At 41.8% G+C, this 25,906-nt stretch carries 23 protein-coding genes, 1 tRNA gene and 1 pseudogene; 17 read left to right on the top strand and 8 right to left on the bottom strand.

Translation table 11 applies throughout. The features are described 5' to 3' along the window. The first annotated feature begins 184 nt into the window (after nt 1-184). From H6G96_RS17330 to H6G96_RS17350, 5 genes are all read left to right on the top strand, one after another. Nucleotides 185-886: an SOS response-associated peptidase gene (locus H6G96_RS17330; RefSeq protein ID WP_190912605.1), complete on the top strand. Its 702-nt coding sequence runs from the start codon at nt 185-187 to the stop codon at nt 884-886. A gap of 135 nt (nt 887-1,021) precedes the next feature. Next, nucleotides 1,022-1,543 carry a photosystem I assembly protein Ycf3 gene (locus H6G96_RS17335; protein ID WP_190728005.1) on the top strand — a complete coding sequence of 174 codons (522 nt, stop codon included), beginning with the start codon at nt 1,022-1,024 and terminating at the stop codon, nt 1,541-1,543. 76 nt (nt 1,544-1,619) lie between these two features. Then, entirely contained in the window at nt 1,620-1,910 is a 291-nt protein-coding gene (gene gatC, locus H6G96_RS17340) for an Asp-tRNA(Asn)/Glu-tRNA(Gln) amidotransferase subunit GatC (RefSeq protein WP_190912606.1), read from the top strand. Nucleotides 1,911-1,966: 56 nt separating this feature from the next. Continuing rightward, nucleotides 1,967-2,935 carry a glutathione S-transferase family protein gene (locus H6G96_RS17345; RefSeq protein WP_190912607.1) on the top strand — a complete coding sequence of 323 codons (969 nt, stop codon included), beginning with the start codon at nt 1,967-1,969 and terminating at the stop codon, nt 2,933-2,935. 651 nt (nt 2,936-3,586) lie between these two features. Continuing rightward, the gene (locus H6G96_RS17350; RefSeq protein WP_190912608.1) at nt 3,587-4,099 is read left to right on the top strand and encodes a hypothetical protein; all 513 of its coding nucleotides are present in this window, start codon (nt 3,587-3,589) and stop codon (nt 4,097-4,099) included. Between the two features lie 81 nt (nt 4,100-4,180). On the opposite strand, the gene H6G96_RS17355 is transcribed toward H6G96_RS17350, so the two are convergent. Both H6G96_RS17355 and H6G96_RS17360 read right to left on the bottom strand, forming a co-directional pair. Beyond that, nucleotides 4,181-4,762, bottom strand: coding sequence for a thioredoxin family protein (locus H6G96_RS17355; protein ID WP_100898998.1), 582 nt, complete (start codon nt 4,760-4,762; stop codon nt 4,181-4,183). A gap of 146 nt (nt 4,763-4,908) precedes the next feature. After that, complete coding sequence (locus H6G96_RS17360; protein WP_190912609.1) at nt 4,909-5,124, bottom strand: chlorophyll a/b-binding protein; 216 nt, start codon at nt 5,122-5,124, stop codon at nt 4,909-4,911. A gap of 200 nt (nt 5,125-5,324) precedes the next feature. Between H6G96_RS17360 and thyX the strand changes: the two genes are divergently transcribed. Both thyX and H6G96_RS42835 read left to right on the top strand, forming a co-directional pair. Beyond that, entirely contained in the window at nt 5,325-6,047 is a 723-nt protein-coding gene (gene thyX / locus H6G96_RS17365; RefSeq protein WP_190728010.1) for an FAD-dependent thymidylate synthase, read from the top strand. 125 nt (nt 6,048-6,172) lie between these two features. Further along, nucleotides 6,173-6,493, top strand: a pseudogene (locus H6G96_RS42835) (DUF2887 domain-containing protein); the annotation flags it as partial. 209 nt (nt 6,494-6,702) lie between these two features. Here the strand turns inward: H6G96_RS42835 and dcd are convergent. Continuing rightward, complete coding sequence (gene dcd, locus H6G96_RS17375; RefSeq protein WP_199326633.1) at nt 6,703-7,272, bottom strand: dCTP deaminase; 570 nt, start codon at nt 7,270-7,272, stop codon at nt 6,703-6,705. Nucleotides 7,273-7,364: 92 nt separating this feature from the next. Beyond that, complete coding sequence (locus tag H6G96_RS17380) at nt 7,365-7,901, bottom strand: P-loop NTPase family protein (RefSeq protein ID WP_190912610.1); 537 nt, start codon at nt 7,899-7,901, stop codon at nt 7,365-7,367. 331 nt (nt 7,902-8,232) lie between these two features. On the opposite strand from H6G96_RS17380, the gene H6G96_RS17385 reads away from it, so the two are divergent. The 5 genes from H6G96_RS17385 to H6G96_RS17405 all read left to right on the top strand — a co-directional run bounded on the left by H6G96_RS17385 (nt 8,233) and on the right by H6G96_RS17405 (nt 12,948). Then, a complete protein-coding gene (locus tag H6G96_RS17385) occupies nt 8,233-8,856 on the top strand; it encodes a nucleoside monophosphate kinase (RefSeq protein WP_190912611.1) in 624 nt (207 codons plus the stop codon). A 166-nt stretch (nt 8,857-9,022) separates the two neighbouring features. Next, nucleotides 9,023-9,766: a ribonuclease PH gene (rph, locus tag H6G96_RS17390; RefSeq protein WP_190912612.1), complete on the top strand. Its 744-nt coding sequence runs from the start codon at nt 9,023-9,025 to the stop codon at nt 9,764-9,766. 273 nt (nt 9,767-10,039) lie between these two features. Then, the gene (gene pgl, locus H6G96_RS17395; RefSeq protein WP_190912613.1) at nt 10,040-10,762 is read left to right on the top strand and encodes a 6-phosphogluconolactonase; all 723 of its coding nucleotides are present in this window, start codon (nt 10,040-10,042) and stop codon (nt 10,760-10,762) included. 234 nt (nt 10,763-10,996) lie between these two features. Further along, nucleotides 10,997-11,863, top strand: a complete 867-nt coding sequence (locus H6G96_RS17400) for an FHA domain-containing protein (RefSeq protein ID WP_190912614.1) — start codon at nt 10,997-10,999, stop codon at nt 11,861-11,863. 341 nt (nt 11,864-12,204) lie between these two features. Continuing rightward, the gene (locus H6G96_RS17405; RefSeq protein ID WP_190912615.1) at nt 12,205-12,948 is read left to right on the top strand and encodes a M50 family metallopeptidase; all 744 of its coding nucleotides are present in this window, start codon (nt 12,205-12,207) and stop codon (nt 12,946-12,948) included. 136 nt (nt 12,949-13,084) lie between these two features. Here H6G96_RS17405 and H6G96_RS17410 read toward each other — a convergent pair whose 3' ends face one another. Then, nucleotides 13,085-14,089 (bottom strand): 2-hydroxyacid dehydrogenase, encoded by a 1,005-nt coding sequence (locus tag H6G96_RS17410; protein WP_190912616.1) that lies wholly within the window; start codon nt 14,087-14,089, stop codon nt 13,085-13,087. Nucleotides 14,090-14,296: 207 nt separating this feature from the next. Between H6G96_RS17410 and H6G96_RS17415 the strand changes: the two genes are divergently transcribed. Continuing rightward, nucleotides 14,297-14,381 (top strand) — tRNA-Ser (locus tag H6G96_RS17415). 240 nt (nt 14,382-14,621) lie between these two features. Beyond that, complete coding sequence (locus H6G96_RS17420) at nt 14,622-15,794, top strand: CapA family protein (protein ID WP_190912617.1); 1,173 nt, start codon at nt 14,622-14,624, stop codon at nt 15,792-15,794. A gap of 56 nt (nt 15,795-15,850) precedes the next feature. Here H6G96_RS17420 and H6G96_RS17425 read toward each other — a convergent pair whose 3' ends face one another. Continuing rightward, nucleotides 15,851-17,461 carry a serine/threonine-protein kinase gene (locus H6G96_RS17425; RefSeq protein WP_190912748.1) on the bottom strand — a complete coding sequence of 537 codons (1,611 nt, stop codon included), beginning with the start codon at nt 17,459-17,461 and terminating at the stop codon, nt 15,851-15,853. A gap of 378 nt (nt 17,462-17,839) precedes the next feature. Next, nucleotides 17,840-19,918 carry an outer membrane protein assembly factor gene (locus H6G96_RS17430; protein WP_190912618.1) on the bottom strand — a complete coding sequence of 693 codons (2,079 nt, stop codon included), beginning with the start codon at nt 19,916-19,918 and terminating at the stop codon, nt 17,840-17,842. 234 nt (nt 19,919-20,152) lie between these two features. On the opposite strand from H6G96_RS17430, the gene H6G96_RS17435 reads away from it, so the two are divergent. Then, complete coding sequence (locus tag H6G96_RS17435; protein ID WP_190912619.1) at nt 20,153-21,514, top strand: lipid-A-disaccharide synthase-related protein; 1,362 nt, start codon at nt 20,153-20,155, stop codon at nt 21,512-21,514. Between the two features lie 93 nt (nt 21,515-21,607). Here the strand turns inward: H6G96_RS17435 and H6G96_RS17440 are convergent, their stop codons facing one another. After that, complete coding sequence (locus H6G96_RS17440) at nt 21,608-22,333, bottom strand: response regulator transcription factor (protein ID WP_190912620.1); 726 nt, start codon at nt 22,331-22,333, stop codon at nt 21,608-21,610. Between the two features lie 1,050 nt (nt 22,334-23,383). Here H6G96_RS17440 and H6G96_RS17445 point away from each other — a divergent pair. Beyond that, nucleotides 23,384-24,679, top strand: a complete 1,296-nt coding sequence (locus H6G96_RS17445) for an ATP-binding protein (RefSeq protein ID WP_190912621.1) — start codon at nt 23,384-23,386, stop codon at nt 24,677-24,679. Nucleotides 24,680-24,747: 68 nt separating this feature from the next. After that, nucleotides 24,748-25,872, top strand: coding sequence for a hybrid sensor histidine kinase/response regulator (locus tag H6G96_RS17450; protein WP_190912622.1), 1,125 nt, complete (start codon nt 24,748-24,750; stop codon nt 25,870-25,872). Nucleotides 25,873-25,906: the final 34 nt, after the last annotated feature.

Genomic DNA, 25,906 nt, shown 5'->3' on the forward strand with positions numbered 1-25,906 from the left:
TTAAGAATATGTTGATAAGTAGAGGTTCAAAATACTATATCTTACCAAAATATTTTCCTAAAACCGGATGATTTTTTTGAAGATTTAGCTTAGAAATAATAAAGAAAATTATCTGAAAAAATAAAAAACATTCTTCATTTCTAGATTGAGATATTTAATTTAGTTAGTGGTCGAGAATAAAAGTATGTGTGGAAGATTTACTCTAAATCAGTCAGCAACAGCTTTAGCTCAAGTTTTTCATGTCGAGCCAGTTGTGGATTTAGCAGCCGGATATAACATCGCACCTACTCAAATGGTGGCAACGGTGTTACAAAATCCTGAAAGCGAAAAGCGTGAATTTAAGCAGTTGCATTGGGGATTAATTCCTTCATGGGCGAAAGATGTAGGGATGGGGGCAAAGCTGATTAACGCTAGGGCTGAAACTGTTGCCGAAAAGCCCGCTTTTCGTTCGGCTTTTAAGCATCGACGCTGTTTAGTCCTAGCTGATGGCTTTTATGAGTGGCAACGGCAACAAGGCAAAAAGCAGCCATTTTATTTTCGCCTTCAAGATGGGCAGCCCTTCGGCTTTGCAGGTTTGTGGGAGAAATGGCGGTCGCCTATTAACGAAGAAATAATTTCTTGTACAATTTTGACAACGGCAGCTAACGAATTACTCCAACCTATCCACGAGCGGATGCCAGTGATTCTAGAGCCAGAAGATTACGATTTATGGCTAGATTCCCAGGTGCAAACGCCCCAAACCTTACAGCAGCTATTGCGTCCCTATCCAGCGCCAGCAATGACTGCGTATCCAGTTAGCACCTTAGTAAATAATTCTCGGCATAATAGTCCAGAGTGCATCATCCCACTCAGTGAGAAGAATGCCCCCACAGATCAGTTAAATTAACTATTGAGCGTGCTAAAGGATTGGGGAAATGAAGGAGCAGGGGAAGCAGGGGAAGAAAAAATATTGATTAATGCCCCATGCCCCATGCCCAATGCCCCATGCCCCATGCCCAATGCCCCATACCCAGAGACAAATATGCCAAGAACACAAAAGAACGATAATTTTGTTGACAAATCCTTTACAGTGATGGCGGATATCATCCTGAAGATCCTGCCAACCAACAAAAAAGCTAAAGAAGCATTTGTTTATTATCGAGATGGTATGTCAGCCCAAGCAGAAGGGGAATATGCTGAAGCATTGGAATATTATGAAGAGGCTTTAACGCTAGAGGAAGATACCAACGATCGCGGCTATATTCTCTACAATATGGGGCTAATCTATGCCAGCAACGGCGACCACAGCAAAGCTTTAGAACTGTATCATCAGGCAGTTGAGTTAAACCCACGGATGCCCCAAGCCTTGAACAACATCGCCGTGATTTATCACTATCAAGGTGAAAAGGAGAAAGAAGCTGGAGATAACGAGGCTGGCGAAGCACTGTTTGACCAAGCAGCAGACTATTGGATTCGAGCCATTCGCATGGCTCCCAATAACTACATCGAAGCTCAAAACTGGCTGAAAACCACCGGGCGATCGCAAATTGACGTATTCTTTTAGTCATTAGTCATTAGTTCTTTGTCATTTGCTAAGGACTAATGACCAATGACCAATGACCAATGACAAATGAAAAAATATGATTGACCAAGAACAAGTTCATAAAGTAGCTAATCTTGCCCGTTTAGAATTGACTCCAGAAGAAGAGGAACAATTCACTACTCAGTTAGGAAGTATTTTGGATTATATTCAACAGTTGGATGAACTTGATGTTAGTAATGTGCCCCCAACAACGCGGGCAATTGATGTCAGTAACATCACACGAGAGGATGAATTGCAACCCTATCCTGACCGTGAAAGCATCCTCAACAGTGCGCCTGAGCAGGAAAGTGATTTTTTCAAAGTTCCAAAAATCCTCAACGCTGAATAGTCAAAAGTCAAAAGTTTTAGATTCTTGACTTTTGACTAATAACTAAGGAGATAATTATGGGTTTGGGAATTCTTAAGGATGGTCAGTGGATATCTCGAAGGGAACAAGAAGACTCAGAAGGTAAATTTATCCGCCCATCAACTACTTTCCGCAACCACATTACAGCTGATGGTTCTGGTGGGTTGAAAGCTGAAGCGGGGCGCTATCATCTGTATATTTCTTGGGCTTGCCCTTGGGCGTGTCGCACCGCTATTATCCGTCAATTGAAAGGACTCCAAGATGTTATTGGGTTATCGGTCGTTGCAGCAGAAATTGATCAAAATAGCTGGGAATTTAGTGATGAACCAGGGTGCATTCCCGATACAGTCAACGGTACTCAATATCTTTGGCAACTGTATCTGAAGGCTGACCCTAGCTATAGCGGCCGCGTGACAGTTCCAGTTTTATGGGATATCCAAAATGGGACAATTATAAATAATGAATCCCGCGAAATCATTCGGATGTTTGATACAGAATTCAATGCTTTCGCTAAACAAAATATTAACTTTTATCCAGAACATTTACAAAAAGTAATTGACGAGACAATTGATACAATTTATCAACCAATAAATAACGGTGTTTACCGGGCGGGATTTGCTACTACTCAGTCAGCTTATGATGAAGCGGTAACGGAACTATTCACGGCTCTCGACTACTGGGAAAAAGTATTGGGAAATCAACGCTATCTTTGCGGAAATCAAATTACTGAGGCGGATTGGTGTATGTTCACTACTCTGTTTCGTTTCGATGTAGTTTATTATGTGCATTTCAAATGCAACTTATGCAGAATTGTAGATTATCCAAATCTGTGGAACTATCTTAAAGAACTTTACCAACTGCCGGGAGTCAAAGAGACTTGCAATCTTGACCACGTCAAACGGCATTATTACAGAAGCCATCCCCAAGTTAACCCAACTCGCATCGTCCCAAAAGGCCCACTAATTGATTTTGATGCACCCCACAACCGGGATAAAATTTTTGCTTGATTAATACTGCTGACCTTTAACTGTTTTGTTCGCTTGTTGCGTCATCGCTTCATGAGTACTATAAGTAACCTGAGTTCGGGATAAGCTGAAACCCTCATTACACCGTTGCTTGATTCTGAGATATGTCTACGTGTTTGCACCGTTTCAGTCAACTAACGCTGAATAAATCTTCTTAACCTGAACTGACGTTGATTAATTTTCTTCCAAATTTCTACGGTTATAACAGAAGCCGACATTAGGATACACTGGCTTTTGAATAGACCAGAAGTTCAGCAGCGACTTTGTTTATTACTGGTGGTGACTTACTGCCTAGTATCCTATCGCTTTTTACTGTATGAAACTTACTCCAGCCTACGGTAAGTCTCCCTGAAAAAGGTTTCTTAACATCTACAACAACTCCCACTGTTTTGAGGTTATAGCCTTAGAATATTTACAAGCTTTACTTACGAATTAGCTCTCTCTAGAGAAAGTACCGTTTTACTGTCTAAGCTGACATTCTACCTGTTTCTATTGGAATTTGTGTAGCTTAACAAATTAGCGGATTCATTAATATTAAGCCTGTTTTACTATTTAGTTTCTTACTTTGACCTAATTAGACAGCTAGAGTGTTCATTTCACTTTGTTCAATAGCTTTTAGCCCTTATCGCTCCCATGCTGACTCATCACCGCAAGCCCGTGTGCTTATCACTTATTTCCACTGACCTACCAATTTGGTCTGTTGTAGAAACTGCCGCGACATTGTATCAAAAAGATACTGATAGATTCCATTTGCTGCTGACCGCACCACCTGTAATTAGCTGTGAAGTCGGAAGTGTTGTAAGTCCAGAGGAAACACTTCCCCAAAGTAAGAGCAAAGCTTACGCCCCTAATAGTCCCAGAATTTTGTGGTTGGAGATTTCACCTTACCGGGTTATCATGACTATGCAAGGTAATGCTCAAGTGAGTTACCGTCACTTTTGGGAACAGGGCGTTTATGGCATTAGTCGCTATTGGTTACCAACTGAGTCATTGCAACCTAACGATCCTATTCGTTTACGAAATTTTACTAGTAGCCTAACTCTTAACGGACATCCCTTACCAGAACATTTGCGTCTGGAATATGAATTGTGGGCAGAAAAAGTCCAACTAGGATGCTACATACTTAATTTGGAAATTAAACACTGAATATTTATGGGGAGTAAAGAGTAGGGAGTAGAGAAAAGTTTTCTCAATACTCAATGCCCCATGCCTAATTCCAAATCCCTTTCAACCAAAATAACTGGGTTGGTTTCCAGGTTTCCATTTAATATTGCAACCAACACTCGGCTTTTGCTCGCTTGTAACAGGTTTACCTGCTAGCACTGCTTCAATAGCTGCTCGTAAATCTGCGCCTGTTACGGGTTTACCATTACTGGGGCGGCTATCATCTAATTGTCCGCGATAAACAAGTTGGCGTTGGTCATCAAATACAAAAAAATCTGGTGTGCAAGCTGCTGTGTAGGCTTTTGCGGTTTCCTGGCTCTCGTCGTAGCATAAGGTAAAATTAAACCCTTGTTCTGTTGCAAATGCTTGTAACGATTCTGGCGCATCATCTGGATAATTTTTTGCATCGTTAGCACTGATGGCAACGATCGCTAAATCACTTGTAAAATAATCTTTTCCTAACTGCACTAATTCTTGTTGAATGTGCTTGACAAATGGGCAATGCCGACAAATAAACATTACCAACAGCGCTTTTTTATCTGCGAAGGTAGAAAGCGAAGTTGCCTTTCCAGATACTACTTCCGGTAGATTAAAATCTGGCGCTTTTGTGCCCAATGGCAACATAGTTGAAGCAGTTAAAGCCATAATTTACCTAATAACTTTACGCTGATAACTAACGGCTTTTGCTATCAGTATATTTTTACTCTAGCACTAAGTTTTCCATAAATTAAGAGACGGTAAATTTACCGTCTCTTATCATTTGTTGAGAATTAAGTTATAGAAATTAGTTTTTACAGACTTGCCAAAACACCAATGATGCCGTGTCCTGTGAATACTTCTAATGCTATCAGAGAGACAAAACCAATCATTGCTAAACGACCATTGAGCATTTCTGCATAGGGAGTGAAACCAGTGCGATCGCCTTGCTCATCTATGTAAACCTTTGGCTCGATCGCAAAGTTGTTCAGTTTGCCTTGGTCGTCAATTATAGCAGTGTTTGTACGCATAGATTTTTCCCTGTCTTCTCTTTGTGTAAATAACTGTAACGAAAATATTAACATTTGTAAAGTATTTTAATTTGATCAGCTAGAAGTCCAAGCCAGAGAAGAGATATGATGATGAATCGAGTTCAAAGCCATGTTTAAGCAACAGGCTCCGCTCCTTGTTCGTAAGCACTTTCAATCACAAATCCATCCCCCAACAGCTAATGCATCGATTTCGAGTAGAGGTTATTGCCAAAACACCAAACCCGCAGCAGGTGATTTATGCCGCGATGCATCAGGACTATACTGATGGGTTCGTGTTTGATGAGCGCGACTCTTGGCCCTCGGAGTCACAAAGCGGCGAAGTTATTGTTAAGCGACTTTTAGCGGGTGAAAGGGGACACTATGGGCCTCTAGAGCATCCCCAGATTGTTTTCAATTGTGGCTACTTTCCCCACAGTGTGATGCAGCAGGCTCGTACTCATCGTGTAGGCGTATCATTTGATGTTCAGTCTTTTAGATACACAGGCAACCAATTTATTGATGTAGTAGAAGGTAAGAAAGACATAGAAGATGTTTTTTATCTACGTCCCGTTGGTTATTACACTGATAGGCAAGGAAAAAAGTACCATTATTCGCCAGAGCAACGAGCAGCAGATTTGCAGTGGTGTCTAGAAGCAGCTAAACGATATAAAGCTGATTTTGAGGGTGGAATGTCTGAAGAACATGCAAGAGGTAAAGTGCCTTTTGATTATCGCCAGCATTTTGTAGTTAGCTTCAATTTAAGGTCTTTCTTGCATTTTTGTGACCTGAGAAATAAGAAAGATGCTCAACTTGAAATTCAAAAATTGTGTGAAATGATGTGGCCTCATTTTGAAGATTGGACACCTGCGATCGCACAATGGTATGAAAAGCAGCGTCTGGGTAAAGCTAGACTTGCACCATAATCATATTTTGGGGCAATTAATTCATACTGAATTCTGACCGGAGGCGGAGCATTTCCGGCTCCGCTCCTGAGTTCTAAATTATTCTTATAAAAAATTCATCAAATGCTTTCATGCGTTGAGATTCAATATTTTACAAACTGTTTCAACAGTCTCCCACTTTGCTCTTTGAACTAGTGGCAAATCCTCCAAGCAATGCAGATAGTTATCGTTTTGATTCAGTAGCCGTCAAATAACCTAAATTTGAAATTGACGGAGTATTTCTACCACCTGAAAGCGATGATGCTGGAGTTGTATATTTTTGTGAGGTGCAGTTCCAGAAAGATGAACAACTTTATGAGAGAGTATGGGCTGAATCTTCGTTATATTTCTACCGCAACCGTGCCAGATTTAGCGACTGGCAAGCAGTGATAATTTACCCGTCGTGCAGTATCGAACAAAGTGAAGTAGTACGGTCTTGGGTCCTCCCCAACTGGAGTAACTTAAACTATCTCAGTATAGACATTTGCAGAGGTAGGAAAATAGCACAGATGGTTATCAAACCAGTTTTATCAGTTTCCATCAAAGCTATAAAAGAACTGGATATAACTTCTAAAAGTTCAGGAGGATTTAGCTCAACAGGAACATGAATTAAATTGAGTTATTTAAAAACGTTCCATTATACCTTTGCTAATGTAACAATCTCTAGTTGATCCTGATATTTACCTTGACGGGCTTCATAACTAATAGCGCAGGGTTCGCCTTCTAAAAATAGCAATTGCACTACGCCTTCATTAGCATAGATGCGACAGTCAGCACTAGAAGAGTTGGAAAATTCTAAAGTTAAATGGCCTCGCCATGCAGCTTCAGCAGGCGTTAGGTTTGCTATTATGCCACAACGCGCATACGTAGATTTACCGATGCAAATTACAGTAATATTCTCAGGAACCTCTAGTTTTTCTAGAGCAACCCCAAGTCCGTATGAATGAGCAGGTAAAATAAAATAACTGCCATTGACATCTGTGTGCAGTGCTGTTGGCTCCAAATTTTGGGGATTAAAGTTTTTGGGATCAACTACAGTTCCGGGAATGTGGCGAAAAATACGGAACTCAGCCGAGGAAAGGCGTATATCGTAGCCATAAGAAGACAAACCGTAGCTAATTACAGGTTGAACCGCTACAGACTCATCTTTTTGTACTTTTCGGATTAAACTTGGCTCAAAGGGCGAAATCAAACCCTGTTGAGCCATTTCAGTAATCCAGATATCGTTCTTAATCACAAGTTCGCTACTAATGTTAATTTAAACAGACTTGATATATTAGCACGACTTGAGTATTTTCTTTAAGGTCGATAACTACGGCGTATTTCTGTAATTTGATCTGCTACATTCAAAATAGATTTCGGCATCTCCGGCCCTGTGAGAATGATATCGACGTGGGGAGGGCGTTTTGCCAGAAACGCTAAAACTTCCGTTTCAGGAATTAAACCAAAGTTAATCGCTAAACTTAACTCATCTAAGACAACGAGAGAATACTTACTTTCACACACTACTTGTTGTGTATATTGCCACAGCTTTTGTAAAGCTTGGTTTTCCGTATCGTCTAAATGTGGTGTATCAATACAACGAGGCAAATCACAGCGAATCCAATCTAAATTTTGTCCTAATTGTATGGGTCGATCCTGCCCTTGACGAATACCTCCTTTAAGAAACTGGACTATTAATACTGGCGTTCCTTGTCCAGCTATCCTCAGTGCTTGCGCCATAACGCTCGTAAAAAAGTTGCGATGGGAACTAGTGAAAACTTGCACTAGTCCTTCAACTGGATATGGTAAGGTTAGAGTTGAATTTATACTTGGAGTCTCTAGCTGGGCAACCATAGGGTTAAGTTCAAAAATTTACAATAAATTAGAAGTTTATGCTGGCGGTACTTATTACAAATCTGCCTGTATGCTCAATCTGTTTTTCACAGGTTTGATGAATTTGGCAAATTGCATTCTTAGTCAAACACTACGTTTGTGCTGAAGTCAAGAGTCATTTTCTTTTTTCTCTGAAAGCAGTTGTAAAAATAAAAACACATGAGTTGGAGTTCCAATTATTTAAAAAAGCTGGGCATAACGGCTGAAAATCTCTAAATGTTAGAGTTATCGGTTGTTTGGGCAAAGCAGACTTAGCAGGTAGTGAATTTGACAAGATGAGGAGCTAATTTTTGTGAGATTGGTGATTCTGGGAGGTTCAGGATCGGGTAAAAGTACTCAAGCGCAAAGGCTTTGCAGATACTTTGATATTCCTTTGATTTCTACAGGTGAGATTTTACGGGAAGCGATATTTGGCGATAAGCTCCTCCCGGACTTCCAAAGCTCACAAGCCGATCCCCGGACTTCTCTTTCGGTTTACACTAGCCTGAGTGAACTAGGTTACCACGCACGGCCATATGTGGAAACTGGGGAGTTGGTTCCGGATGAAATGATCATTGAATTAATCAGAATTCGCCTTAGACAACCAGATATTAATTGCAATTGGGTCTTAGAAGGCTATCCCCGTACTGCTTTCCAAGCTGAAGAATTAGATTTTTTATTGGATAATTTAGCGCAAAAGCTAGATTGGGCGATTTATCTACAAGTCCCTGAAGCAGTCATGGTTAGCCGATCTTTGGGGCGATCGCTACCAGATGACCAACCAGAAATCGTGCAACGGCGTGTAGAATTATTCTATGATCGCACCATTCCCATCCTAGAATATTACGACCGTCGTCGCTGCCTATTAACCATCAACGGCGACCAGTCACCAGATATGGTGCAGCAAAATATTTTGACTCTGCTTTCAGTTCCTTAGATAAACAAGCAGGGGGAGTAAATCAATTCAAAATTCAAAATTCAAAATTAAAGAACTTCTGCCTCCTCTTTACAATGCCCAATGCTCAATGTCTAATTCCCCAAAAAGATGATTTGCAACACTAAGGTAATCTTAAGGCAGTATTGTAAATCTTGAGGCAACTCCAATGGCTTGGCAGCGTCCTGACGGTCGTCTTGCTTACGAACTACGTCCGATCAGCTTTTATCCCAGTTTCACCCGCTTTGCCCCCGGTTCTGTTCTCGCAAGATGCGGTGATACTCAAGTACTTTGTACCGTTAGCGTTAATAAGGGAGTTCCTAAGTTTCTCGAAGGAACGGGTAAAGGCTGGCTAACTGCTGAGTATCGAATGCTACCATCTGCTACCCAAAAACGCCAAGAAAGGGAATTATTGAAATTATCTGGAAGGACGCAAGAAATTCAACGTTTAATTGGCCGCAGCTTACGCGCAGCAGTGGATTTTGAGGCACTGGGAGAACGCACGCTAACTGTGGATGCCGATGTTTTGCAAGCAGACGCTGGAACCCGGACAACAGCCATTACAGGATCGTTTGTAGCATTGGCTCATGCGATTTCTAAATTGTTGCAAGAGGGAGCATTGGAGCGATCGCCTCTGTGTGGACAAGTAGCAGCAGTTTCCGTAGGATTACTGGAGGGAGAGCCATTTTTGGATCTAAATTATATCGAAGATGTGGCTGCAACTGTAGATTTTAACGTGGTGATGAATCAACAACTAGGAATTATTGAAGTCCAAGGAACAGCCGAAGAAGGCAGCTTTAGCCGAACTCAGTTGGATCAGCTGCTAGATGTCGCCCAAAAAGGAATTCAGGAATTGTTAATTGCCCAACGCGAAGCGATCGCTGACTGGGAAGCGCTGTTTATAATTAATTAGGTTTATTAATTTTTAATAAGAATTAATAAATGTATCCTTTGTGGCGATCATCAACAAAGTATCAAGTAACTGGGTGTAAATAAAAATAATCATCAGAGGAGTTAGTAGTTAGTATGACTCACTACTGACAACTTCCCATTGAAAGTGATAATGAGCATCTACGTTTTTCCAGCCTACTTAATCTACGATGTTAAATGTTTCAAAAGTTAAAAAGGGGGATTGTAATAAGTTCGGTATGGTATTGCTGGAAGCCAGCAATATGATGATGAAGTCATGAACAAAACTGTTGAAGTTCTACCGGATCAGCCAGCGCTGGTTGCACGAGCGCTAGAATTAATATTGTCTAAGTTAGAAACTGCCATTGAGCAACGGGGGCAGTTTACTATTGCCTTATCGGGCGGCAGTACACCTAAACCGTTATACGAAGCGATCGCTACTCAAAAACTGCCTTGGGAAAAAATTCATATATTTTGGGGCGATGAGCGTTACGTACCACCAGATCACCCCGATAGCAATGAACTGATGACGCGTCGGGCATGGCTAGATCGCATTGACATCCCAGCAGCTAACATTCACCCTGTACCCACCTTGGAAGCCAATCCAGAACTAGCTGCTGCTAAGTATGAACAACATCTCAAAGAATTTTTCAATTCTTCTGGGGTCGAGTTTCCCTCATTGGATGTAGTATTACTAGGAATGGGTGATGATGCACATACCGCATCTTTGTTTCCCCACACAGAGGCTCTCAAAGTACGCGATCGCCTAGTTACCGTGGGTAACAAAGACGGAAATCCCCGGATAAGTTTCACATATCCCTTCATCAACTCTGGTCGCAGTGTGATTTTTCTGGTTGCTGGTGCTAATAAACGACCAGCTTTGGCGCAAGTCTTTGCACCTGTAGCCGATGATTTCGCTTACCCATCCCGCTTAATTCGGCCACAAGGAGAACTTCGGTGGTTGCTAGATGCGGCAGCAGGTTTAGAACTTCAACATTAATGAGGAATTGGGCATTGGGGATTGGGCATTGGGCATTGGGCATGGCTCAATAGCGCTCCCCCTGCTTCCCCTGCTTCCCCTGCCCCCCCTGCTTCCCCTGCCCCCTGCCCCTCCCACAAGTGTCCAATTCATCCTTCCATCAGCAGTAATTGCTAGAATCTAAAGTTAGGGCCGCCTTCTGCTTGCCAGTCCTACCTAATATTTATGATGATCTTGAACAAAGGCTAAATATCGATGATCGTCTGCCCTAATTGCAACCATCCCAACCCTGATGGCGCTGTCCAGTGTGAAGCTTGCTATACACCGTTACCCGCGACTACTAATTGTCCCAGTTGTGGGGCAACTGTGCAGGCAGATGCTGCATTCTGCGGTCAGTGTGGCTATAACCTTCACTCAGCAGGAGTTCCACACGTTCATACTACGGTAGCTACAACAGTTACTCCCGATGTTCCTGTGGAAGTACCGCCGTTAGTACCACCCGATCCCCTGTTAGAACTTTTACAACCAGATGCTTTGGGAATGAGCAGTTCTACTAACTCCCATCCTCCCATATCATCTTTACCAGCAACAGAGGTGGCAGCTCCCCCAGAACCAGCGCCACAGGTATCTGTTACAGAAATCAGCCCCGCAGAACCCGTAGCTCAACCCGTAGTCTCTGTACAAAGTATTCCTACTCCACCACCGTTGGAACCAGCGCCAGCCTCTGAAGCCAAAGTAGCCCCACCAGCAGCACCAGCACCAACTGGAACGGTTGCCAGAACGCAATTGCAGCAGGTTATAGCGCGGTTAATCCACGTTCAAACTGATCGGCTAATTGAATTGCCGCAAAATCTCTCTGTGATTCATATCGGCAAGCCTAATGACCGAATTCCCCCAGATATAGACGTTTCGGGATTTCCCAATTCAGAAGTTGTCTCGCGGATTCATGCAGATATTCGCGTTGAGGGAGACGCTCACTATGTAGAAGATGTGGGAAGCTCTAATGGCACTTACATTAATAACTTGCCCCTTTTACCAGGGAATCGTCATCGATTGCGACCAGGCGATCGCATTAGCTTGGGTAAAGGAGACTTAATGACGTTCCTTTTTCAACTTGCTTAACTGATTTTTCATTAATTGTGACATCAGTCTAGGCATCTTTTGCCCATCCTCCGGCATCCCTTTTGGAGGAAAACAAATGAACCGCATCAAACAAGCGACGGATAACTATGTTGTTCTTGATAACCCTATAGTTGTCAGCCGTCGCTTCAAGGTGCGAATTGTTGCATTGTTTAGCAATTAAAGATTGAAAAATAAATAACTTCAAGTCAAGTGCAGCAAGTATTTTAACTGTTGACTACATCTAATTTAAATGCTTGTCAGTTTAAGTACATTAGGATAGAGAAAATACACTATCAATTTAAGATTTTGAATTTTCCAGAAAATCTAAAATAGAGCGACCTATGAGGGAACCGAGCAGAAATTTTGAACCCTTGCTTACCAAAGAAGCTCCGCCAGTTGTTGAGCGCATGGGGCTAACCTGGCTAATTGCAGCAGCGATCGCAACTGCTTTACTATGGCAAGTTCCGGGAGGGGATTATATCTTATACCCATTTACAATTTTGGCAACTTGGTTTCATGAAATGGGTCACGGCTTAATGGCAGTTTTATTAGGGGGACAGTTTCAGAAATTAGAGATTTTTGGCAATGGCTCCGGTGTTGCAACTTATGGCATCCGGTCGTCATTGGGGCCAATTGGCCCGGCAATGGTCGCAGCAGCAGGTCCAATGGGGCCGCCTCTTGCCGGTGCAGCTTTGATTTTGGCTTCCCGCAGTTTTACAGCAGCAACTCTCTGTTTAAAAATATTAGGGAGTTTTTTGCTATTTTCCACATTAATCTGGGTACGTTCCTGGTTTGGATTGGTGGCAATTCCCTTGCTGGGTTTAACAATCTTAGGTATCGCTCTGAAAGCGCCTCGTTGGGCGCAAGGATTTGCTATTCAATTCTTGGGTGTACAAGCTTGTGTGAGTACGTTCCATCAACTTGATTATCTATTTAGTAGTTCTGCTGGTTCCCTTGGACTCTCGGATACAGCGCAAATGCAAAGGTATTTGCTATTACCTTACTGGTTTTGGGGCGGGTTAATGGCGATCGCATCTTTGGTGATTTTAGTCCAAAGTCTCCGCGTTGCCTATCGTTCATATTGATTGACAACTCTCACCGCTAAAACTGCTGCATAATCATTGTGACGAAGATTTTCAGACGCTAATTACTGAGGAAATGGAGAATTTGCCTGATGATGAGTGATTTTAGTTCAAAGTAATTGCGATCGCCAACCATTACCTAAGCTGACACTTGAGCGCGAATTTCATTGGCGCAAGGTCGACCATGTTCAACATCAGCAATATTAGCAAAAGTTGTTTCTGCAATATTGTGGAGAGCTTCTGCTGTAAAAAAGGCTTGATGTCCAGTAATGAGTACATTGGGGAACGTCGTCAGACGCTGGAAAATATCATCTTGAATAATTGCACCAGATAAATCCTCAAAGAACAATTCCGATTCTTGTTCGTAGACATCCACACCAAGATAACCAATCTTGCCAGACTTCAATCCCTCAATCACTGCTTGGGTATCAATCAGCGCTCCTCGACTAGTATTAATTAGCATCACGCCTGACTTAATCTGTTCTATAGCCTCAGCGTTAATCAAGTGATGCGTTTCGGCAGTCAAGGGGCAATGTAGAGAGATAATATCCGAGTTGGCAAATAGCTCAGGCAATTCTACATACTTTCCACCCAGCGCCTCCAATTCTGGATTTCGATAAACATCATAGGCGAGTAGGTTACAGCCAAACCCCTTCATAATCTGTCCTAAAATCAGACCGATTTTGCCTGTGCCGACAATGCCTATTGTGCGCTCATGCAAATTAAATCCCAACAGTCCATCTAGGGAAAAATTGCCTTCTCGAACACGGTTATAGGCACGATGAATTTTGCGATTCAGACTTAAAATCAATCCCACAGCGTGTTCTGCTACCCCATAGGGTGAATAGGCGGGAACACGCACAACGGTTATTCCTAAATCCGCTGCGGCTTGTAAGTCTACATTGTTAAACCCTGCACAGCGCAGGACAACCAGTCGAGTTCCCCGTGAGGCGAGAAGCTCTAAAGTTGGCGCGTCAACTTGGTCATGTACAAATACGCAAACCGCCGGAAATCCGGCGGCGAGGATAGCGGTATCCCGATTTAAGCGGGGTTCAAAAAATACTAGCTCGTGTTGAGTGGAAGAATTTGCAGCTGACAAAAACTTCCGATCATAGGCTTTTGTACTGAAGACTGCTACTTTCATGCAAAACCTCAAGCTGTATACTGCATAATGTTCGACTACATAATACCTTGGCAGTTACAGAAGCGATGTCTACGACGAGCCTATGCGGTACTTTTGAAGCATTTCCTTACGCAGATAAACCGATAATGTTATAGTAATATAGGAGATGTCCTAAGATTTCCCTTACTTCACGGCATTTGAACGCTCAAATGTGTGGATTATATAGCTGGAGAGGTGTCCGAGCGGTTCATGGTGACGCACTCGAAATGCGTTTTGGGGAAACCCAACGGGGGTTCGAATCCCCCCCTCTCCGTTGAAAATGATTACTAAAGAACTAGATAAGCCGATCGTGTTCGGCTTCATAGATTTTACTTATGATTATTTGCAAGTAAGGGCGCATAGCTATGCGCCCCTAACTATATAAAGGATGTTGTGTGGAACGGTATTATATTTGCGTATTTACTTAGTCAAATATTGTACAATTTGCATTAAAATATACACTAATAGCACAGATTTATGGGATAAACTAATGCCATCATGTGAGGAGTGAACGATGGCAAACCGCAGCATGGGTAAAGCGCTCTCATTTAGTTTTATCAGCGTCAGTTTATATCTAGGCATTAGTATAGGAGTCGTTATCAGGCTTGGGCAATCACAGCGATTAAACGCTGCTATTACACCTACTGAGCCTGTGCAATTTCCATTAGTTATCCCTGAACTTACGCCATCAACAACAGAAGAACAAACCTTTCCAGAGACTATTACTATCAAAGCCGTTGGAGATATTATTCCCGGCACTAATTTCCCTAACCATAGATTACCCCGGTTTCGAGATAAATTATTACCAAAGTCAGTGAGAACTCACTTGCAAGGATCTGATATCTTGTTTGGTAACTTTGAAAGTAGCTTAACTAATTATCCCTACACTGCCAAAGATATTAGTCGAGGACAAGTCTTTGCCTTTCGCTCCCCACCTGGATATGCTCGGCTATTTGCTGAAGCTGGTTTTAATGTATTTAATATGGCGAATAACCATGCAATGGACTTTGGCCCGGTAGGGTTCAAAGATACAAAGAAAAATCTTGAGGCTGTGGGCATTGCAACATTAGGCCATAAAAATCAAATTCTTTATCTGGAAGCTAACAATATCCCGGTGGCAATGATCGGGTTTTCTCCTTATGAAATGTATAATTCCATTCATAATTTAGGAACAGCCCAAGCACTCGTAGCAGAAGCTAAAAATAAGGCCAACATTGTAGTAGTATCAATGCACGCTGGAGCCGAAGGAACGGGGGCGCTACACGTTAAAAATCAGACAGAGTTTTTTTATGGAGAAAATCGAGGTAATTCGATTAAGTTCGCTCGAAACATGATTGATGCGGGAGCAGACTTAGTACTAGGACATGGGCCTCATGTTCCGAGAGCGATGGAAATTTATAAGGGCAAAATGATCGCCTATTCTTTAGGAAACTTCTTAGGATATAGAACTTTATCTACAAATGCCCAGACGGGTGACTCAATGATTTTAGAAGTTAAACTCAACTCGGTGGGAGATTTGGTATCAAGTAAAGTTATCCCCGTGCGGATGGATAAGCAGGGAATACCTCATATTGATCAGCGTTTTCGGACTGTGAAGCTTATGCGTTATTTGAATGCTCAAGCTTTTCCTAAAAACCCAGTGAAGATTAATAAGAAGGGGGAAGTTCTTGTACAGAAGATGAAATAAGGCAATTTCCGTTATTCAATTTTAGATTTTGGATTTTGGATTTTAGATTGAAAAATTTAATAATTATTGTCATCTTGTAGCTTGTCCTGAAATTTCTGATTATTCTGGGGTTGAATATCAGTCGGTGAATTTTGCTTTTCTAATGTTGGTACTACTACAGCAGAAGGATCTGACTGTTTAGATTCTATCGGTGGCGCTACTGGTGGTATAACCACAGAATTTGACGGAATCACCGGTTGAGGCGAAGCAGAATTTTGATTAGAAGTGGGTGAGTTATTTTGTGGTAATGGTGCGGGGGAAGCATTACGAGATGAACGGATAGCCCGTAGTTTCTCCACTAGCGAGGGTGTGGGAGAAACGTTAGGTGAAGGTGCGGATTGTTCGGAATCGCCACGTTGTGATTCTTGTGTAGCGCTGCTGGGAGTTTCTTGCGGGGAAGAACGACGATAGCGCCGACGCTGCTTGGAATTAGGAACAGGTGCTGATTCGGTTCTTGAGGTGGTGTTAGTCTCTTCACCACTCTCTGAGTTAGGTACTTTCGCGGCTGGTTGTTGAGTTGGCTGTTCAAAAAGGGGCTTTGCACTTGGCTGCGGTTGAAACTTGGGTAAGATGCTAGTGATGCTAAAACCTGCCGTAGCAGCAACTAGAGCTACACCTATACCAATGAATATTTTAGATGAACCCTGTTTTTTAGCCGCTACATTTTCCTTAGCGATACCTGAGTTGGGCTGCGCCAACCTAGATGGTCTATGAATGCCATTTTGGACAGTTTTTCCAATTAAAGTTGCTGCCTGTTGAGCAGATAAATTGACAGTTGGCACTGCATAAGTGGGTAAGGCTTGCGGTGTCATATTCACCCCATTTCCAGGTAGCAGTTGTAACCATTCAGCAACTGTCGCTGGACGAAAACGAGATTCCACCGCCATACCGCGCATTATGGCTTGGTTGACAGAAGCACTCAAATGTGGTTGCAATTCGCGGGGGGAAGGCATTTGTTCGCGATCGCGCAATAATGCTGGCATCGGAACCTGTGCTGTTAACAGTGAATACAAAGTTGCCGCTAAACCATAAACATCGGTGGCGGGTGTGCGCGGTGCTTGTGTCAAGTACTGCTCAATGGGAGAATAACCTTCAGAAACCATACCGGTGTGAGTCTGCCTGACACCGCCATTAAATTCCCTGGCAATGCCAAAATCAATCAGTACTACTTCCTGGGTTCCTTGACGAAGAATAATATTATCTGGTTTGACATCTCGATGTAGCAAACCGTTATTATGCACTACCTGTAAGGCTGCCCCAATTTGCCGGATGTAATGAATTGCTGTAGCTTCAGGTAATGGTATCCCTGGTAATACAAATGCATCTCCCAAGGTTTCGCCACGAATATATTCCATCACCATGTAAGGCAGTCCGGCTTCCACAAAAAAGTCACTAACTCGGACTATATTTGGGTGGATACACGTAGCTAATCGTCTGGCTTCATCTTGGAATTGGCGCTCAAATTTCGCGAAATCAGGATGTTGTCGCAGCCGTTCATTGATGGTTTTCATCACCACCTCCTGACCCAAGTAGTGATGCGTAGCTTTAAAGGTTATACCAAAGCCACCCCGCCCTATTTCTTGAATTAGGGTATATTTTCCATCCTGCAAAATTGTGCCTGCTAACATAGAGAGTCCTGAGTCTTGAGTGAGCAGATAAGTAGCGAGTTTTGAGTTTTGGGGGATTTGCAAAAAATTTTCCCTATCATATATGTACATAGGACAGGGTTTTTGCCTGTCTATCTTACGGGATGGGATGATTTAGTTGTTGGAACTCTCCAAGTGAGAAAGACCTCCCCATGATTACAAGAGTTTTATCTTTATAGGATAACGCGAGAGTCAATAAATTCTGGAGTAGAAAACAGACTCAATTTGTCTCCCAAATTTGTGATGTTAGCGAGGAAGGACGGCTTGATTGGCTACTTGTTACAAAGGCAAAGAGCAATTCAATGATTTGGCTTTAGAACACGAATTTAGTCATCTTTAATACTCTGAATGCTGACTTTCTTAAAATCGCTGCCCGATGCCTAGATGGACTTTGCTTTCTCCCTGGTCATTAATGCCATAGTCAGCCCGGATTAAACCCAAGGGTGAATTTACTCGTACTCCAGCCCCATAACCAAAACCATAACCTGGTTTGTCTCGCACACCTGCTGGATTTCCCAATACAGTATCACCAGAACCTAAGTCTGAGGCAAAGTCGGCAAATAATACACCCCCTACTATTGGTAAGACGGGAAAGCGATATTCTGCGGAAGCTAACACATAACTGCGACCACTCCCTACATCTCCAGAATCGTAACCGCGTACTGAGTTGGAACCACCCAAGTTAAAGCTTTCGTAGGGCGGTAAATTTCCAAGGACAGTACCAGCTTGGACATTCACCGCAAATACTTGTGGCTGTTTGGTGTTAAATAACTGCACTGGCAAATATTGGCTGTAATTGGCTTTAAGGCGATTGAGAGAAATATTTCCTTGACCGATGGGCACAGATTGTTCTGTACTCAGACTCACGACGGAACCTTTAGTGGGATTGAGGGAATTATCCCGTTGGTCTTTGGTGGCGGTGAAGGATACGGTAGTTAGGTCGTCAACGCCAGTTCCACTCGCAGATAGGGGATTGCCTTGAGCGTCAGTTGAAGTAATATTACCTTGGCGATCGCGAATGCTAGTTCGGGTATAGTTTAATCCTAATGAGGTCTTCCAGTCGTCAATTGGTCGCTGTAAGCTGACACTTGTGCCAACTTTACCTTCCCGCACTTTGTCGCCGTTAGCTAGCTTAATAGTGTCGTCAAAGGTTTCCGAAACTTGCTGATTACGAAAACCATTCACAGTGTACCCCAAGCGATCGGGGTTTGTTGTCCGATAGGGACTGATAAATTTAGTATTAAACTGCAAGTCTCGGCTACTTACACCAATATTCACACCTAAAGTATCATTAACACCACCAACATTCTGATCTTGATAGCTGATTGTGCCTACTAATCCCTGATCAGCATTGTAACTACCACCTAAGTTAACACCACGCGCCCCAGTTTCTTTGAGTTGGTAGACTAAATCTAATTTTGTCGCATCCCCTTCTAAGGCAACATTCACACTTTCAAATAAACCAGTCTGATATAGCTGTTGTATGTCTTGTTTAACTACATTTTCTTGGAAGATTTGACCAGTTTTTAGTTTTAGTTGCTGTTGCAGGAAATCTGGTTTGGTGCGTCCCCCCACGGGATTACCCTTGCTATCAACAGTTTTACCCTCATCGTTGATAAAGCGAAATTTGATATTACTCACCAAGCCTTCAGCGACATTCACAGTGAGAATACCTTGAGAACTGGGTTTAATTGATAGCACTCGTGCTAAGTTATAACCATTGTCGGCGTACCACTTATTAATTTGTGCTACTGCTTGTTGGAGTCTGGCAGGACTGATGGTGGTTCCGATTTGAGATTGGAACTGTTGTTGAGCTACTTGGTAAGTGAGAACTTTAGCGCCAGATAGTTGCAGCGATCGCACAATCACTGGTTGCACTTGATAAACTACATTTAATCCAGCCTTTGTACTAAAGCTATTCACACTAACATTGCTAAATAAACCTATATCCGAAATTGCAGCTACATCTTTTTGTAGCTGACTTTGGCTAGTTTCTCCACCCACCTGGGTTTTAATTACCTGGCGAATAATTTGTTGCAATTCTTGATTAGCTCCCACTATCTGTACATCTGTAGCTGTGACTACTAAATTGCTTGCAGTAGTAGAGGTTTTGGGAGATGGGGGAGCAGAGGAGGTGGGGGAAACAGGGAGGATGACTTGGGAATTTAATTGTTGTGCTGACTTTAAGACTACGCTGGAATTTTTGTTTGCACCTGTTTGCACGGCGACAGGATTTTGAGAAAATTGTTGTGCAACTATAGTTTCTGGGGAAGCAATCGTCTCTATCCGTGCGGGAGTGTCTTCAATTATTGGGACTACCAAGTTACCAGCTTTTGGAGTTAGAGTAACGGTTTTGGCAGTTGCAGCCGTTGCTTGCTGAGTGGCATTGGCAGCAGCTAAAGTAGCTAAAGTAAAAATTGCAGTAGCAGAAACTCGCATAATATTTAACCTAATTAACTGGGAGTTATATCAATTTTGGATTTTAGATTTTAGATTAAAAGATTTGACTAAAAGGCTGTTCCAAGAATTTGAAACAATACATTTTTTCCGAATTTGATTTTAGTTGTAGAAAAGTAAAGAAATAGCGATAATACTAACTTCCAGTTTCTTCGCCGATTTCCCTATTTATACCTCTTACCCAAACAGACAGTTAATTTTGATATTTTGTTTCTTATGAGTAATGTATCCCGTTTATCCCTAGCTTCTAACTCTCAAGCTGCCACTTCTCCTTTACGGTTACTTGTATTAAGTAATGGTCATGGAGAGGATGTCATTGCAGTTCGGATTTTGCAAGAACTCCAACGACAAGCAAACCCACCAGAGATTTTTGCTTTACCTCTGGTGGGTGAAGGACGTGCTTACCAACAGTTGGATATCCCCCTTATCGGTTCAGTTCGCACTATGCCTTCTGGCGGCTTTGTTTATATGGATGGCCGCCAATTGGCGAGGGATGTACGCGGTGGTTTATTGCAACTTACCCTTAGCCAGATTAAAGCTATCCGTCGTTGGGTAAGTTCTCAAAAAAGATTAGGTCAGAAAAGAGCGATTTTAGCAGTGGGAGATATTCTCCCCCTGTTGTTTGCAACTTTTAGCGGCGCTAATTATGCTTTTGTGGGTACGGCAAAATCTGAATATTATGTGCGTGACGAGGCTGGATTATTACCACAGAAATCTAAAGATATGCGTTGGGAAAACTTTTCCGGTTCAGTTTATCATCCTTGGGAACGTTGGTTGATGAGTCGTCGCCGTTGTAAGGCGGTGTTTCTTAGAGATGCGCTGACGACGGAAATATTAAAGCAATGGCCAATTCCAGCTTTTAATTTGGGTAATCCGATGATGGATGGTCTGCAACCAACTTTTTCACGCCAACAATTCTATAGTCAAAATAGTCAACAGCAAGAGACGGTTCGGCCTTTTATGGTAACTCTTCTTCCTGGTTCCCGTCCGCCAGAGGCATATAGTAACTGGGAAACAATTATGATTGCCGTATCTGCGTTAATGGCAAGTTTTCAGGAGCGAGATTCGGTGTTTTACACTTCTGGCACAGTTATGTTTTTAGGTGCGATCGCTCCGGGTTTAGACTCTAATATTTTATCCCAAAGTGTCCAATCCCAAGGTTGGCGCACTGAATCAGTATGTCCTATCCAAATTGCTGATCCAAATGTTTTGACATTTAAACAAAGAAATGCATATCTACTGCTGACACAAAAAGCTTATAATGATTGCTTGCATTTGGGAGATTTAGCGATCGCAATGGCCGGTACAGCCACAGAACAGTTTATCGGTTTAGGAAAACCTGCGATCGCGATTCCCGGTAATGGGCCTCAATATAACCGTGGCTTTGCTGAAGGTCAAAGTCGTCTTCTAGGCTCATCTTTGATTTTAGTTGAGCAGCCAGCAGAAGTTGCCAGAATCGTACAGTCCCTATTTAAAGATCCTGATATTTTGCAAATTATTGCTGAAAATGGTATGCGACGCATGGGAAAATCCGGAGCAGCACTACGCATTGCAGAATGTTTACAAGAACGATTTTGATTGGGCATTGGGTATTGGTCAACAATCAATAGTTCTTCTTTCCCCTGCTCCCCCTATTCCCCCTGCTTCTCCTGCTCCCTCATCCCCAGTCCTTTATGCTACCAACCCCGAACGTAAGGCCCTTACAGCAGCTTGGGTACGGTCATCAGCACATAATTTATTTAAAATATTACGAACATGGGTCTTCACAGTACCAACTGTAATGTAGAGTTTCTCAGCAATTTGCCCATTGCTACACCCAGCTACAATCAATTCCAAAATTTCCAGCTCCCGTTGAGTCAGGGGGTATGTTTCCAAAACTTGCTCGTATTCTGACGCTAATGCCTCAATTTTTACAGTCTTCGGCGTTTTCTCAGAACTTTGGTTTTCTCCAGGAATACCTTGCCGCATCTTCTGCAATACCACGTTGGCAATTGCCGGATCAATCCAAGAATTACCGCCGTGAGTTGCTTGAATCGCGTCAGTCAATTTACTGATGCTTGTTTCCTTCATGTAATAAGAATCAGCACCTGCGGCGAAAGCTGCAAGTACAGCATCCTCTGTGTGATCCATTGTCAGAATCAAAATCTTGGTTGTTGTCTGTCCAGTTTCAGCTTGGTGGCGTTTGAATTTACGCGTGAGTTCAATGCCATCCATGTCAGGCAAACCAATATCCACAACAGCTACATCTGGCTTTGCCGTTTCTAAAAGTTTTAGTCCTTGGGTAGCATTTGCGGCTTCCCCAACTACTTTTAATGCACTATGAGCCTGTAACGCTGCTCGTAGCCCCATTCGCGTTAAGTCATGATCTTCAATTAAAATAATGCTAATTTCACTCATAGCTACACTCGCTCTTATGCTGTTTGCATCTTTCAATGTATTACTTTTTGTAAGCGTTATCTTTTATTTTCCCAAACCAAAGATAGATGATATTTCAACCAGTCTGCATCCACCGATAGAAATAACAAGTATCCTATCTTTTCACATTTAGATAGAGGACATATCTAGCTGGAGATATATGGATACTTACACAAAAGGTATGAAATATTAAGACTGATACAAAATTGCTCCTTTTTAGCTCAAAATTCAGCTTTCATTTGCCATATTCCATTAGTCAATTACTATTATCTTGCACAAAGCTTATAAAAATGGACAAATTGCAAAAGGTTAACACAGGTCTAGCGATCGCTAAGAAAATTGTCGAAATTTCAGGAGGGAAGATGACTTCATCTCCACAAATCGGTATAAGGAGTTACTTTTTTGTTTAACTAATCTAACAAATCTGATGAGTAAAACTACTCAAACGTATAGCACGCAACGATGGGGTGTAACTCTCACCAATGACTGAGGACGGTCGCTTGCTGACTCAATTACAATTGTTTTTAAGCTTAGTAAAGTATTTTATTTTACTTTATCTCAACTATGTTTGCTCTCTTCAGGTCGATAGTTTTCAGTTTGTTCATTACTTACTAATTTTTTGGAATCCTTGGTCATTTGCTTGGAGTTTAATTTTAATACTCTGGTAAATTAGCCAGATTGAGTATATAACAGACTGAATTTAACCCAAGGAAATGCTCAAAAGAGTGATTAACATACTATTAATGGAGGACAACGAAGTTGATGTTATGGATGTCAAAGAGGCATTCAATGAAATTAAGATTATTAATTGGTTTCTTAAATCTAGCTTAAAGATATTCTGAAGCTTTTGACTTTCCTTAACTTTGTAGAGATTATAGCAAGGCTCAACAAAGATTGGATATTATGCAAAATGCCTTAGTCAGTAAAGTTACAGATTTTAGATATCTAAAAATTTTATATTATTTACTTAGATAATCTCAAAAGAAAAATTGTTATACATCAACCTATGTTTAGCGGCAAAAATAAAAACCGATGGAAAAGACGCTGAAAATTTTGGTTGTAGATGATGAACTAGACCGGATGGCAGTCCGTTGTGCCTTGACTCAAACAGGTATTCAAATGGAATTATCTGAAGTAGGCGATAGCAGTGATGCGTTTTCTATTTTAAGTACTACTGCCTATGATTGTGTTTTCCTCGGTGATCGCTTACTAGGCCAGGATAGACTAAACTTAATTCATCAGCTACGTTCTTCAAGAATTAAAGTTCCTTTAGTAGTTCTAATTGCTCAAGAAGATAAACTTGCTGTCGAATTACTGAAAGCTGGCGCTACAGACTATCTCTCTAAGTCTAGGATATCCCCAGAAAACTTGGCACAGGTTTTGCGGAGTGTGATTAGGGTTTATCGGGCTGAAATGCAGGCAGATTTGGCAAAAGACCAGCTTAGAGAAAGTCATCAACAACTTATTCATAAGAACCAAGAATTGGAGAAACAACGGCAACAGCTTCAAATGCAAAACTTCAAGCTATCGGAGGCATCAGTACTAAAATCACATTTTTTGGCAACTATGTCCCACGAACTCAGAACGCCGATGAATGCGATTATTGGTTTTTCGCAAATACTACTGCGTCCTAAATTTGGTCAATTAACGCACCAACAAGCAGATATGGTTGAGCGAATCTTGAATAATGGGAAACATTTGCTGATGCTAGTCAATGAAATTCTTGACTTTTCTAAGCTGGAGGCAGGACGATTAGACTTAAAAGCGGAAATATTTGATGTATCAAAGGTAATAAATCTTGTTGTAGATGAAATGCGTTCTCTAGCTGAGGCCAAAAACTTATCATTGCTAGTACGAACCGATTTGCAAAATAGTTTGATATTTAATGATCCAGTTCGTGTGAAACAGATTTTAATTAACCTGCTTTCCAACGCCATTAAGTTCACAGAGTCTGGTGAAATTTCGGTTGAAGTGAAAGAACTATCTGCAAATCGAGTGACAATTATTATTCGGGATACAGGTATTGGCATAGCACCCAAAGATTTTAAACATATTTTTGAAGCATTTTGGCAAGTCGATCAAACTCTGACTCGGAAATATCCAGGTACAGGTCTGGGTTTGGCAATTGTAAATTTATTAGTGCGAATGATGGACGGCAAAATTTTTCTTGAGAGCAAAGTAGGGGTTGGTTCAATGTTTAAAATTGAATTGCCGCGTCAAATCACATTATCGGCTCTAGGAAACGATGATCTACCCTTACAATTAGATAGAGATCGGTTTTTTTTCTCCGTTAAAAATCCGCATCATTCGTCCTCTCAAGCTAGGTAATCATCAATAGGATATCCTAAATTTAAACTATAAATTACTTTAAAAAAACTAATAAAACTTAATAAATTATGTCTGTAGCTGAAAATAATAGAATTTATCGCATCCTCGCAGTTGACGATACTCTCGATAATCTCATTTTGGTTCAAGCAATTTTAGAAAGTGAGGGATATGAAATTCATTTGGTTTCGGATGGAATAAAAGCTTTGCAGCAAGTTGAACAATCTCCACCCGATCTGATTCTGCTAGATGTGATGATGCCAGGAATCGATGGTTATGAAGTCACACGTCGGATTAGGAATAACCCAGCAATTAGTTATATTCCAATTTTGCTGATTACTGCCTTTCACGAATCCAGTGTTGTCGAAGGTTTGGATGCTGGTGCTGACGATTTTATTCGTAAACCATTTGATACTGATGAACTATTGGCAAGGGTGCGATCGCTGTTACGTCTCAAGCACAGTCTAGACGAACAGCAAAAAATGGCCCGCCAACGCGAAGATTTTGTTTCTCGCCTAACTCATGATTTGCGAACTCCCCTAGTAGCCGCTGATCGCATGCTGGGTTTATTTGAGATGGAAACATTCTGCAAAATTTCGCCAGAAATGAAACAGGCGATCGCAGTTATGATTCGCAGTAACCAAAATTTGATGGACATGGTAAACACCCTCCTAGAAGTCTATCGCTTCGAGGCAGGTAAAAAAACGTTGAATTGGGAGGAATGTGATTTACGTGAGATATCTCAAGAAGTAGTCAGTGAACTCAGCCCTCTAACTAGTGAAAAAGGGTTAATTATGAAAATAGACACTAGTGGCTTAGATCCACTGAGTAAAAACCCTGCTGTTATTATGGGCGATCGCTTGGAACTACGGCGGGTGATAAACAACCTGATTGCAAATGCCATCAAATTTACAGATACAGGAGGCATCACAATCCGCATTTTTGAAACATCATCTCATCCTGGAAATCCAGATTCGGTAACAATCGAGATAGAAGATACAGGATATGGGATTGCGCCCGAAGATCAGGCAACAATTTTTGAACGATTTCGCCAAGGCAAACATAAACGCTCAGGTAGTGGTTTAGGGCTACATCTATCGCACCGAATTATAGAAGCGCACGCAGGAACTATCCAGGTCACTTCTGAACTAGGTAAAGGTAGTCTGTTTACTATGCAACTACCTAAAAATATTTAAGTTCTTCTCCTCCACATACATATTTATCTGCTGG

Source organism: Nostoc sp. FACHB-892 (assembly GCF_014698795.1).
Taxonomy (GTDB): domain Bacteria; phylum Cyanobacteriota; class Cyanobacteriia; order Cyanobacteriales; family Nostocaceae; genus Nostoc.